Here is a 12,241-nt window from a genome sequence, read left to right on the forward strand (position 1 = left end):
GTCCTATTCCTCCTGGGTGGCTGCCGGCGGGAGGGTGAACCAGTAGAACCCATGCCCCGGAAGCGTCAAAAGATACGGAAGTTCGCCAATTGGTGGGAATGGGACCCCGCCCATCGTCTCGACAGGCGAGACGCCGACGAATCTCCGCAGGTCCAGCTCCACCGGCTGGGGGAAGCGGGACAGGTTGTTGACGCACAGCATCCGGTCGTCGCCCAGCTCGCGGACGAACGCCAGGACGCTCGGGTTGGAGGAGTTGAGCTCGATGAACTCGCCGAGCCCGAACACCGGGTGGCGCTTGCGGATCTCGATCATGCGCCGGGTCCAGTGCAGCAGCGAGCCGCCGTTCTTCTGCTGCGCCTCGACGTTGAGACCCTGGTAGCCGTAGATCGGGTCCATGATCACCGGCAGGTAGAGCCGCCCCGGGTCGCAGTCGGAGAACCCGGCGTTGCGGTCCGGGTCCCACTGCATGGGGGTGCGCACGCCGTCACGGTCGCCCAGCCAGATGTTGTCGCCCATGCCGATCTCGTCGCCGTAGTAGAGCACCGGCGAGCCGGGCAGCGACAGGAGCAGCGCGGTGAACAGCTCGATCTGGTTGCGGTCGTTCTCCAGCAGCGGCGCCAGGCGCCGGCGGATGCCGACGTTGGCGCGCATGCGCGGGTCCTTGGCGTACTCGGCGTACATGTAGTCGCGTTCCTCGTCCGTGACCATCTCGAGCGTCAGCTCGTCGTGGTTGCGGAGGAAGATGCCCCACTGGCAGTTCTCGGGGATCTTGGGGGTCTGGGCCAGGATCTCGGAGATGGGGTAGCGCGACTCCCGGCGCACGGCCATGAAGATGCGCGGCATCAGCGGGAAGTGGAACGCCATGTGGCACTCGTCGCCGCCGCCGACCGGGTCGCCGAAGTAGTCCACGACGTCCGAGGGCCACTGGTTGGCCTCGGCCAGCAGGACGCTGTCGGGGTAGAGGCGGTCCACCTCGGTCCGGACGCGCTTGAGGTACTCGTGGGTCCGGGGGAGGTTCTCGCAGTTGGTGCCCTCCTCCTCGAACAGGTAGGGGACCGCGTCCAGCCGGAACCCGTCGATGCCGAGGTCGAGCCAGAAGCGCAGGACCTCCAGCATCGCGTCCTGCACGGCCGGGTTCTCGTAGTTCAGGTCGGGCTGGTGGTGGAAGAACCGGTGCCAGTAGTACTGGCCGCGCACCGGGTCGTAGGTCCAGTTGGAGGTCTCGGTGTCGATGAAGATGATCCGCGCGTCGGAGTAGCCGGAGTCGTCGTCGGCCCAGACGTAGAAGTCGCCGAACGGACCCTCCGGGTCGTGCCGGGACGCCTGGAACCACGGGTGGGCGTCGCTGGTGTGGTTCATGACCAGGTCGGCGATGACGCGCATGCCGCGCTTGTGGGCCTCGTCGACCAGCTTCACGAAGTCCCCCAGATCGCCGAACTCCGGGAGGATCTTCATGAAGTCGGCGATGTCATACCCGCCGTCACGCAGCGGCGACTCGTACAGCGGCAGCAGCCACAGGCAGTCGACGCCGAGCCACTGGAGATAGTCGAGCTTGCTGATCAGGCCCTTGATGTCGCCCGTGCCGTCCCCGTTGGAGTCGGAGAAGCCTCGGATCAGGACCTCGTAGAAGACCGCGCGCTTGTACCAGTACGGGTCGCGAGGCTTTTCCTCGTCGTAGGGGTTGGGTATGGGTGTGGAGCTCATGAGTCCTCCCTTGGAGGGCTCATGAGGGAGGCGCTAACACACACGTTGAAGACTCCCCGCTGAATTCTGGTCTACCGTGGCGCGGCTCGAACGGTGAAGATGTGGGCAGGACGGATATGGGGATCGAGGCGGACATAATTCCTCTGTCGCCAACGATACGACTCGCCGGACAGTTCGTCGTCCACCACGAACTCCGCGTTCCAGTCGAGGCCGAGCGCGGGCATGTCGAGCTCGACCGTCGCCTCGTGGGTGTGGTGCGGATCGAGGTTGACGACGGCCAGGACGACGTCGCCCAGCCCGTGCCTTCGTGTGGCGGGGTCGTAGGCGCCCGGGAGCCGCTTGGAGAAGCAGACGGTGTCCGGCTGGTCGACCCGATGGAACCGTAGGTTACGCAATTCCTGCAGTGCCGGATGGGCTCTTCGGAACAAATTAAGATGCGTGATGAACGGGGCGAGAGTGCGACCTTCGCGCTCCGCCGCATCCCAATCGCGAGGTCTGTACTGATATTTCTCGCTATTGAGATATTCTTCACTTCCCGGGCGAACTGGACTATTTTCTCCGAGCTCGTACCCGGAATACACGCCCCAGGTCGGCGAGGTCAGCGCGGCCAGCACGGCCCGGATCCTGAAGGCGGGAAGCCCTCCGTGCTGGAGGTACTCGTGCAGGATGTCCGGCGTGTTGACGAACAGGTTCGGCCGCAGGAAGTAGGACGTGTCCTGGGCCAGCTCCGACAGGTAGGACTCCACGTCCGGCTTGGAGTTCTTCCACGTGAAGTACGTGTACGACTGGTGGAAGCCCACCTTGGCCAGCGTCTGGAGCATCGCCGGCCGGGTGAACGCCTCGGCCAGGAACAGCACGTCCGGGTCGGTCTGATGGATGTCGGCCAGCAGCCGCTCCCAGAAGCCCACCGGCTTGGTGTGCGGGTTGTCCACCCGGAAGATCCGCACGCCGTGGTTCATCCAGTGCCGGACCACCCGGTTGACCTCGGCGAAGATGCCCTCGGGGTCCTTGTCGAAGTTGATCGGGTAGATGTCCTGGTACTTCTTCGGCGGGTTCTCGGCGTACGCGATCGTGCCGTCGGCGCGGATCGTGAACCACTCCGGATGCTCCTTGACCCACGGGTGGTCGGGGGAGCACTGGAGCGCCAGGTCGAGCGCCACCTCCATGCCGAGCTCGCGGGTGCGGGCGACGAACGCGTCGAAGTCCTCCAGCGTGCCGAGGTCCGGGTGGACAGCGTCGTGCCCGCCCTCCTCCGAGCCGATCGCCCATGGCGAGCCCGGCTCGTCGGGCTCCGGGCTGAGCGAGTTGTTGCGCCCCTTGCGGAACGTCCGGCCGATCGGGTGGATCGGCGGCAGGTAGACGACGTCGAAGCCCATCTTGGCGACGGCCGGCAGCCGCTTGGCCGCCGTCAGGAAGTTCCCGGACTGGCTGACGCCGGACTCGTCGGCGACCGCGCCCTCCGACCGCGGGAAGAACTCGTACCACGAGCCGTACAGGGCCCTGCGCCGATCGACTCTGATCTTCCTCGGCCGTGACCGGGTGACCATGTCGCGCAGCGGGTGCGCCTCCAGCAGCGCCGCCGTCTCGGGGAGCTGGGCGATCGCCAACCGGGCCCGCGGGTCCAGCTCGTCGTCGCGCAGCGTGGACGCGACGGCGAGCAGCGCCGCCCGGTGCCCGCACGCGCTCGCGCGCGTCCCCTGCTCCCGGGACGCCTCCTTGAGTGATCCCTGCCTGGCCGCCGCGCGCGCGGCGGCTCTGGCCGGGTCGGCCGGGATGTGCCCGTTCCTGGCCTGCGGCGCCGTGCGCCCGCCGGCAACCGGACAGTCGGCCTGCCGCACGCCGCGGGCGGCCCGCTCGAACAGCCGGGCGCCCTCCTCGCACATCAGATCGGCGTCCAGGCCGCGCGGGATCTTGATGTCCGCGTCGTGCAGCCACGTCGCGATGGGGTCGCTCCACGCCTCCAGGCGGAAGAGCCACTCGCCCTCGGTGGGCAGACTCACCTCGACCCCCCACCGGTCGGTGCCGGGGGCCAGCTCGTGCATCGGTCTCAGGCGGTCACGCTGCCCGTCGGGCGCGGTGAACACCACGCCCGCGGCCACGGCATCGTGACCTTCTCGGAACACGGTCGCCGAGACCTGGAAGGTCTCGCCGGCGACCGCCTTGGCGGGCCACTGCCCGCAGTCGACGACGGGGTGGATGTCCGTGATGGGAATTCTTCCGATCATCGCGCATTTCGAGGTTGCGACGGCACACTCGGTACCGCCGGAGGCTTCCGTGGCAAGAACGATCCTTGCATGTAAATTGTGGGCAGCAGCGGATAGACCTCCCGTGTCCCCGGGAGAACTGACAATGGTGGAAGTTGCCCCAATCGTCGCGCTTCATGCTTCTTCCCGGAAGGGGTTTGAACGTCCTTGCTGAGGGTGAGGGACTGAGAGGTCCCTCCTAGCCCATAGGGTGCACAAACGTGAGAGCTATCCGCCGGTTTACCGTACGCACAGTCCTGCCCCGGGAGCTGGCCGCACTCGGCGAGCTGGTCCACAACCTCCGATGGTCGTGGCACCCCGAGACCACAGACCTGTTCGCCGAGGTCGACCCGCGCCTGTGGGAACAGGTGGGCCACGACCCGGTGGCCCTCCTCGGCGCCGTGGACCCCTCCAGGCTTTCCGAGCTGGCGGCCGACCGCCGCTTCCTGCGCCGCCTGGCCGACGCCGCCGACGACCTGCGCGAGTACATGACCGCCCCGCGGTGGTACCAGACGCTGCCCGACGCCGCGCATGCCATCGCCTACTTCTCCCCCGAGTACGGCATCGCCGCCGCGCTCCCGCAGTACTCAGGCGGGCTCGGGATCCTGGCCGGAGACCACCTCAAGGCCGCCAGCGACCTCGGCGTCCCCATCCTGGCCGTGGGCCTGCTCTATCGCCACGGCTACTTCACCCAGTCGCTGTCGCCCGAGGGCTGGCAGCTTGAGCACTACCCGTCGCTCGACGCGGGCGGCCTGCCGCTGACCCTCCTGAAGGAGGAGGACGGCACCCCCGTCAAGATCCGCGTCGGCCTGCCGGAGGGCCGGGCGCTGCACGCCCAGCTCTGGGTGGCCCAGGTCGGCCGGGTGCCGCTGCTGCTGCTCGACTCCGACGTGGCCGACAACGACAACGCGGCCCGCGACGTCACCGACCGCCTCTACGGCGGCGGCACCGACCACCGGCTCATGCAGGAGCTGCTGCTCGGCGTGGGCGGCGTGCGCGCCATCCGCGCCTACTGCCGCATCACCGGCCACCCGGAGCCCGAGGTGTTCCACACCAACGAGGGCCACGCCGGGTTCCTCGGCCTGGAGCGCATCCGCGAGCTCACCGAGGCGCGGCTGTCGTTCGACGAGGCGCTGGAGGCCGTGCGGGCCGGCACGGTGTTCACCACGCACACGCCCGTCCCCGCGGGCATCGACCGGTTCCCCGTCGAGATGATCGAGCGGCACTTCGGCGGCGACAACGCCTGGCCGACCGTGCCCGTGGAGCGCATCCTCGCCCTGGGCGCCGAGGCCGACCCCGGCCGGTTCAACATGGCGGTCATGGGCATGCGGCTGGCCCAGCGCGTCAACGGCGTGTCGGTGCTGCACGGCGAGGTCAGCCGGGAGATGTTCAAGAGCCTCTGGCCGGGCTTCGACGTGGCCGAGGTGCCGATCGGCTCGATCACCAACGGCGTCCACGCCCCCACCTGGGTCGGCCGTGAGCTGATGGAGCTGGCTGGGCGCGAGCTGCCCTCGCTGATCGAGCGGGCGCGCGGCTGGGAGGGTGTGCAGAAGATCGCCGATGGCGACCTCTGGGACATCCGCGGCATCCTGCGGCGCCGCCTGGTCGAGGGGGCGCGGGTCCGGCTGCGCCGCTCCTGGCGCGACCGCGGCGCCTCCGACGCCGAGCTCGGCTGGATCGACGACGCGCTCGACCCGGACGTGCTGACGATCGGCTTCGCCCGGCGGGTGCCGTCGTACAAGCGGCTCACGCTCATGCTGCGCGACCCCGAACGGCTGAAGAGCCTGCTGCTCGACCCGGACAAGCCGGTGCAGATCGTGATCGCCGGCAAGGCCCACCCGGCCGACGAGGGCGGCAAGAAGCTGATCCAGCAGATCGTCAAGTTCGCCGACCAGCCCGAGGTGCGGCACCGGATCGTGTTCCTGCCCGACTACGACATGGCGCTCGGCCAGCTCATGACGCAGGGCTGCGACGTGTGGCTGAACAACCCGCTGCGCCCGCTGGAGGCGTCCGGCACGTCCGGCATGAAGTCGGCGCTGAACGGCGGGCTCAACCTGTCCATCCGCGACGGCTGGTGGGACGAGTGGTACGACGGCACCAACGGCTGGGCGATCCCCACGGCCGACGGCGTCGCCGACACCGACCGGCGTGACGAGCTGGAGGCCGCCGCCCTCTACGACCTGATCGAGCACGAGGTGTCCGACCGGTTCTACGACCGGGCCGCGGACGGGCTGCCGCGCCGCTGGATGGAGATGGTCAAGCACACGCTGACCTCGCTCGGGCCCAAGGTGCTCGCGGGGCGGATGCTGCGCGACTACGTCGTCGGCCTCTACACGCCGGCGGCCAAGGCGGGCCGCGCGCTGTCGGCCGACTCCTCCGCCGGGGCCCGCGCCTTCGCCGCCTGGCGGCTGCGCGTGGCCAAGGCGTGGCCGGGGGTCCGGGTCGAGCACGTGGAGGGCTCGGGCATCGGCGACACCCCGGAGGTGGGGGCCGCGCTGGAGCTGCGGGCCACGATCGCGCTCGGCGACCTGACCCCGGACGACGTGCTCGTCCAGGCCGCCTACGGCAAGGTGGGGCCGCACGACGAGCTGATCCGCCCGAGCTACCTGGCGCTCACGCCCGTCGACGCGGACGACGACGGCCGCGCCCACTACACGGGCGTGGTGCCGCTGGACCGCACGGGACCGTTCGGCTACACGGTCCGGGTGGTGCCCCATCACGCGCTGGCGGCCTCGCCGGCCGAGCTGGGGCTGGTCACCGTGCCGGAGGAGCCGGTCGGGATGACCAACGGCACCCTCCGGTGACGACAGGGTCTCCGCCCGGCCGGGGCGGAGGGCCTTGACGGCGCTGGATAATCGGGATGTGGACGACAGCGGGAACGGCGTGCGAGCCGACACTCTGGTGGCCACGGTCCGCGGCGTGCTTCCCTCGTTGACGCCCGCCGCGCAGACCGTCGCACGCCTCATCCTGGAGGATCCCGCGACGGTGGCGCGGAGCACCATCACCGAGCTGTCCGCCGCCTCCGGCACCAGCGAGGCCACGATCGTGCGCACGGCCAGGCTGCTGGGCTTCGCGGGCTACCCGCAGCTCCGCCTGGCCCTGGCCGCCGCGGCCGCCCAGCCCGACCGGCTGGTGCCCGGCGACCTCGCGCCCGACGATCCGCTGTCGGAGGTCATCGTCAAGGTGGCCAGGGCCGAGTCCGAGGCGATCAACGACACGGTCGCCCAGCTCACCTCGGAGCGGCTCGGCCTGGTCATCGACGCCATCGTGGGGGCGCGCAGGGTCGACGCCTACGGCGTGGGCGCCTCGGGCCTGGTCGCGGCGGACGTCGCGCAGAAGCTGCTGCGCATCGGCCTGTCCAGCCACGCCTTCCAGGACGCCCACCTGGCGCTGACCAGCGCCGTCCTGCTCAAGCCCGGCGACGTGGCCATCGGCATCAGCACGTCGGGCGAGACGCCCGACGTGCTGGAGCCGCTGGGCCGGGCGAAGGAGGCCGGCGCCACCACCGTGGCGATCACCAACAACCCCCGCTCGACCATCGCGGAGCTGGCCGAGCACGTGCTCATCTCGGCCGGGCGCGAGACGGAGTTCCGTCCCGGCGCGCTGGCCAGCCGCATCAGCCAGCTCCTCGTCATCGACTGCGTGTTCGTCGGCGTCGCCCAGCGCACGTTCGACTCCTCCCAGGAGGCGTGGAACAGCACCAGGCGCGCCATTCAGGAGTTCACCCGGAGAACGACACCCGGACGTCGTCAGCCTTGACGAACATGACGCGGTGCCCGAACTGGATCTCCAGGTACTTCGTCTTGCCCTTGACCACGCTGTGCGGCTCCGGCTCGAAGGTGACCGCGCGGTAGTACTCGGTCGCCGCCGGGCCGGCCAGCGTGTACTTCTCGCCGGCCGAGAAGGTGTACTGCAGCGGGGTGACCGCCTGGTACGGGATGTCCGCCGGGTACGCCTCCTTCTCCGGGTAGGCCCTGCCGTACACCGGGACCGTGGCGAGGCCCGGCTTGGGCGTCACCACGAGGCCCATGGAGGGCACGGCGGTCGGCGCCGAGGCGGGGTTGTGGAACCACGCCTTCTGGCCGAGGTACCAGATGGCCGTCCAGTCGCCCTGCCGGTCGGCCACGGCGAAGCGCTGGCCGGTGGTGGCGCGGGCGCTGTGGTCGTACACGCTGTAGAGCGACTCGCCGGTGGGGTGCTTGCCGATGTCCTTGACCAGCGGCGCGTCGGCGCGCGGCTCGGTGCGCAGCCAGACCGTGGAGGCGGGCAGCGGCGGGCAGGCGTTCTCCGGGTTCTTGCGGTCGCAGCCGTAGAAGTACGGCTTGTTCGTCGCGAAGTCCGGCTTGATCATGATGGAGCCGGCCCTGGGGCCGCCGAACTGGTGCAGCGGGGCGCCGATCAGCTGGAAGTAGTGCGTCCAGTCCCAGAACGGGCCCGGGTCCTCGTGCATGCCCTTCACCGTGGTCGGCAGCGTGCCGGGCACGTTGTCGTGGCCGAGGATGTGCGCGCGGTCGAGCGGCACGCCGTGGCGCAGCGCGAGGTAGCGCACCAGCTTGGCCGACGACCGGTACATCGCCTCGGTGTACCAGGTGCTGCCCTCGGCCAGGAAGCCCTCGTGCTCGATGCCGATGGACTTGGCGTTGATGTACCAGTTGCCGGCCTGCCAGCCGACGTCCTTGGTCTTGATCTGCTGGGCGATGTGGCCGTCACTGGAGCGGACGGAGTAGTGCCAGCTGCCGGGCCAGGTCGGGTCCTGGTTCAGCTTGACCGAGGGGCCCCAGTAGCCCTCCATGTCGTGGATGACGATGTAGTCGATCTTCTGGCTGGCGGGGCGGTCGGCCAGGTCGTAGTGGCCGTAGTCGTCGCCGGGGAGCTGGGCGTAGGCGGCCGGGATCCACTCGCAGGAGATCGTGGGCGGGCACTCGACGCCGTCGCGGCGCGGCGGGCGCAGGCCGAGCTTCTCCAGCCACTTCTCGACGGCCTCCAGGCCGGGGATCGGCCTGAGGGTGACACGGTCGCCGTCGTCGGTGACCCGGTCGGCGCCCTCCTTGATGGTCGCGTACACCTCGTCGGCGAAGACCTTGGCGGCCTGCGACTCCTCGGCGCCGGAGTACTTCGCGACCGCGCCGTACCACTCGGCCGGGTCGCCGCTCAGCGGCGCGCCGATCGACTTCTGGTAGTCGGCGAGCAGGGCGGCGCCGCCCCTGATGTTGGCGGCGTCGTCGGCGCGCAGCTTCTCGCGGCTCTCGCCGGTGAGCTCGGCGGCCTTCTCGATGGTGCGCAGCGAGGCGGGGATCTCGGCGGGGGCGGGGGTCGCGGTGGGCGCCGCCAGTGGCCGGGCCTCGTCGCCGCGGGGGTCCTCCGCGCCGTCCGCGTGGTGGTTGGAGCCGGCGAAGGAGGCGGCGTCGGTCAGGTGCATCGGGCCGAACCCGGCGTTGTTGCTGGGCTGGCCGGCGTGGGCGTCCCAGCGCGACTCCAGGTAGGAGACGCCGAGCAGGACGCTCTCGGGGACCTTGAACTCCTCGGCGGCGGCGGTGAACGCCTGCTGCCGGTCGTCGGGCTCGGCGGCGTGGGCCGCCGTGGGAATGCTCGCTAAGGGAAGGAAGGCGACAGCGGCGATCGCCAGCGCTCTGCGCATGGGCGCTCCTAGACTGCTGGGGGCGTGGTGCAGGCACAGCGTCTCAACATTTTCTTTCTTCGGCGAGAGCTTTGCGAAGGTTTTTTTCAGCAGTTCACGGCGGCCGATCTTCCGCAGGGTGCTCTTGTAGGGTCGGGGCATGGCTGAGTTCGTACGCGTAGAGGTCGCCGGGCAGACCGCCACCATCAGGCTCGACCGCCCCAAGATGAACGCACTCAACGGCCAGGTGCAGAGGGAGATCGCCGAGGCGGCCCGCGCCGTCGACGCCGACCCCGACGTCCACGCGGTCGTGCTCTACGGCGGCGAGCGCGTCTTCGCCGCCGGCGCCGACATCAAGGAGATGGCCGGCATGTCCTACGCCGACATGGCCCTGCACTCCAGGACGCTGCAGGACTGCTTCACCGCCGTCGCGCGCGTCGGCAAGCCCGTCATCGCCGCGATCACCGGCTACGCCCTCGGCGGCGGGTGCGAGCTGGCGCTGTGCGCGGACTTCCGCGTCGCGGGGGAGTCGGCCAAGCTCGGCCAGCCGGAGATCCAGCTCGGCATCATCCCCGGCGCCGGCGGCACGCAGCGGCTGCCGCGGCTGGTCGGGCCGGCGCGGGCCAAGGACCTCATCTTCAGCGGCCGGCACGTCCCGGCCGCCGAGGCCCTCGCGATGGGGCTGGTGGACCGGGTGGTGCCGGACGCGGACGTCCACACGGCGGCGCTGGAGTGGGCGGCCACGTTCGCCGGCGGCCCCACGGTGGCGCTGCGGGCCGCCAAGCAGGCGATCGACCAGGGCCTGGAGACCGACCTGGACACGGGGCTGGAGATCGAGCGCCTCCAGTTCTCCGGCCTGTTCGCCACCGACGACGCGCATGCCGGGATGACGGCCTTCGCCGAGAAGACGCGCCCCAAGTTCTCCGGACGCTGACTTCCTTCCGTCACGGCACAGCCCGGCAGCCCCCAGTCGCCGCACGCGGCTGAGGGCCTCCAGGGACACGGCCGCTGAGCCCGCACGGGGCCGGGCGCCGTTACGGCCGCCAGGTCACCGGGGCCGTGGTCACCCGTCGACCACCACCGTGGTGAGGGCTCGTGGGGCCAGGGTCACCGTGCGGTTCCTGACCGGGGACGGGGTCAGGTTGTTGGTCTCGTCCGTGAGGTATGCCGTCGCCCGGCCGCGTACGTCGCTCCACGTGACCGGGGCGGTCCCCGTGTTGAGGACCTCCACCACCCGGGAGCCGTCCGCGTTGCGGAACGCCGAAACTTTCAGCGCGGGGTCGGCGGCGGAGGCGTCCACCCGCACCGCACCCGGCCGGATGAACCGGCTGTAGGCCGCCAGCGCCCACAGCCGCTTGGACACGTGGTACGTCCTGGCCGTCTCGTCGATCTGGAGCAGCGCCCGGGTGGCTCCGCGCGAGGCGCCCAGCCAGTAGACGTAGCCGCTGACGTTCCCGAGGGTGAGCGCGTCGTGCACGGCGGAGGCGATCGTCATGCCGTCGGAGCCGCCGCCGTCGTCCCAGCGCTCGTCCCAGGTGCTGCCGTTGGGGTTCCACTCCGACATCCACGTCCGGCGGGCGGTGGGCAGGGGGCCGTCCACGGGGCTGGCGTAGGTGTGGCCGGTGTGGGTCTTCACCCAGCGGCGGGCCTGCGGGTCGGCCTCGATGGCCGCCGTGTACGCCTTGGCCTCGTTCCAGCCGAAGGAGTCGCAGCACACCACGTCCACGCTCTTGGCGATGGGCCCGAGGACCTTGGCGAACTCCGCGGCCTCGGCCGGGGTGAACCGCATGGAGGCGTACGTGGCGGTCCAGTCGGGCTCGTTGGTGAAGCCGAGGTCGGTGATCCTGATGCCCTCGCGGGCGTAGAAGCGGGTGTACTGCGCCAGGTAGCGGGCGTAGGCGGCGCGCCATTCGGGCTTGAGCGAGCCGCCGTTCTTGTCGTCGCCGTTGTCCTTCATGTAGCCGGGGGCGCTCCAGGCGTCGGCGAAGAAGCGGCGCACTCCGTACTCTTTGGCCGCCTTGGCGACCCAGACCTGGCTGTTGTCGTCGCCGTCCCACACGTAGCGGGGCGGCGCGTCGGGGCCGCCCGGGTCCTCGGGCTGGATCGACACCATGTGGTCGTACGGACTGCCGGCGGGGGAGGAGCCGATGCCGAGGCGCAGGATGCTCAGCCCGGCCCCCTTGCCGCGGTCGAACCACAGGTCGAGGATCTCCCGCTGCTGGGCCTCGGGCAGGGCGCGGACCAGCTCGTTGCGGCGGAACGCCTGGGAGATGCCGAAGCCGTCGATCGCCTGGTGGCGGACGTGCTCGCGCACCGTGATCGCGACGGCCCCGGCCGCGGACGGGCCGGGGGCCGGGCCAGTGAATGGGTCAGTGGGCGGACCGGTGGATGGACCGGCGGATGGGACGTGGACGGCCGGCAGGCCGAGCAGGGTGATCGCGACAACGCCTCGCCACATGGCGCCCTCCGAAACTTTCGGAACTTCAACGATATATTTCGCGCGCGTCCCGGAAACGTAAGCGCCGGCCGGGCATCCGTCAACACCCCTGTCAGTGCCGGGAGGCGTGAGCTGGGCGGCCTTCCCGCTCCGGGGCGCGGGTCCGCGAGGGCACGAGTAAGAGATGGTGTTGCCATTCGGGCACGGCGCGATGGCGGGTGGCGATTTCCCACTATGGTG

General features: G+C 70.4%; 7 protein-coding genes. 3 read left to right on the forward strand and 4 right to left on the reverse strand.

Annotated features, from left to right (window positions below; all coding sequences use genetic code 11):
• Nucleotides 1–3: 3 nt before the first annotated feature.
• Together treS and MTP10_RS09620 are read right to left on the reverse strand one after the other, a co-directional pair.
• Complete coding sequence (gene treS / locus MTP10_RS09615; protein ID WP_310708705.1) at nucleotides 4–1,704, reverse strand: maltose alpha-D-glucosyltransferase; 1,701 nt, start codon at nucleotides 1,702–1,704, stop codon at nucleotides 4–6.
• A 71-nt stretch (nucleotides 1,705–1,775) separates the two neighbouring features.
• Nucleotides 1,776–3,929 carry an alpha-1,4-glucan--maltose-1-phosphate maltosyltransferase gene (locus tag MTP10_RS09620; protein ID WP_310708706.1) on the reverse strand — a complete coding sequence of 718 codons (2,154 nt, stop codon included), beginning with the start codon at nucleotides 3,927–3,929 and terminating at the stop codon, nucleotides 1,776–1,778.
• A gap of 239 nt (nucleotides 3,930–4,168) precedes the next feature.
• Between MTP10_RS09620 and glgP the strand changes: the two genes are divergently transcribed.
• Both glgP and MTP10_RS09630 read left to right on the forward strand, forming a co-directional pair.
• Nucleotides 4,169–6,751, forward strand: a complete 2,583-nt coding sequence (glgP, locus tag MTP10_RS09625) for an alpha-glucan family phosphorylase (RefSeq protein WP_310708707.1) — start codon at nucleotides 4,169–4,171, stop codon at nucleotides 6,749–6,751.
• A gap of 58 nt (nucleotides 6,752–6,809) precedes the next feature.
• Entirely contained in the window at nucleotides 6,810–7,706 is an 897-nt protein-coding gene (locus MTP10_RS09630) for a MurR/RpiR family transcriptional regulator (protein WP_310708708.1), read from the forward strand.
• Here the strand turns inward: MTP10_RS09630 and MTP10_RS09635 are convergent.
• Entirely contained in the window at nucleotides 7,669–9,585 is a 1,917-nt protein-coding gene (locus MTP10_RS09635; RefSeq protein WP_310708709.1) for a peptidoglycan recognition family protein, read from the reverse strand. The genes MTP10_RS09630 and MTP10_RS09635 overlap by 38 nt on opposite strands.
• A 139-nt stretch (nucleotides 9,586–9,724) precedes the next feature.
• On the opposite strand from MTP10_RS09635, the gene MTP10_RS09640 reads away from it, so the two are divergent.
• A complete protein-coding gene (locus tag MTP10_RS09640; RefSeq protein ID WP_310708710.1) occupies nucleotides 9,725–10,498 on the forward strand; it encodes an enoyl-CoA hydratase-related protein in 774 nt (257 codons plus the stop codon).
• A 129-nt stretch (nucleotides 10,499–10,627) separates the two neighbouring features.
• Here the strand turns inward: MTP10_RS09640 and MTP10_RS09645 are convergent, their stop codons facing one another.
• Complete coding sequence (locus tag MTP10_RS09645; protein ID WP_310708711.1) at nucleotides 10,628–12,022, reverse strand: glycoside hydrolase; 1,395 nt, start codon at nucleotides 12,020–12,022, stop codon at nucleotides 10,628–10,630.
• Nucleotides 12,023–12,241: the final 219 nt, after the last annotated feature.

This window comes from Nonomuraea sp. 3-1Str, from assembly GCF_031570565.1.
Lineage (GTDB): Bacteria > Actinomycetota > Actinomycetes > Streptosporangiales > Streptosporangiaceae > Nonomuraea.

Bases quoted from the DNA above. Each gene is read 5' to 3' on its own strand.
- treS (WP_310708705.1), bottom strand. From the start codon at position 1,704: ATGAGCTCCACACCCATACCCAACCCCTACGACGAGGAAAAGCCTCGC.
- MTP10_RS09620 (WP_310708706.1), bottom strand. From the start codon at position 3,929: ATGATCGGAAGAATTCCCATCACGGACATCCACCCCGTCGTCGACTGC.
- MTP10_RS09635 (WP_310708709.1), bottom strand. From the start codon at position 9,585: ATGCGCAGAGCGCTGGCGATCGCCGCTGTCGCCTTCCTTCCCTTAGCG.
- MTP10_RS09640 (WP_310708710.1), top strand. From the start codon at position 9,725: ATGGCTGAGTTCGTACGCGTAGAGGTCGCCGGGCAGACCGCCACCATC.
- MTP10_RS09645 (WP_310708711.1), bottom strand. From the start codon at position 12,022: ATGTGGCGAGGCGTTGTCGCGATCACCCTGCTCGGCCTGCCGGCCGTC.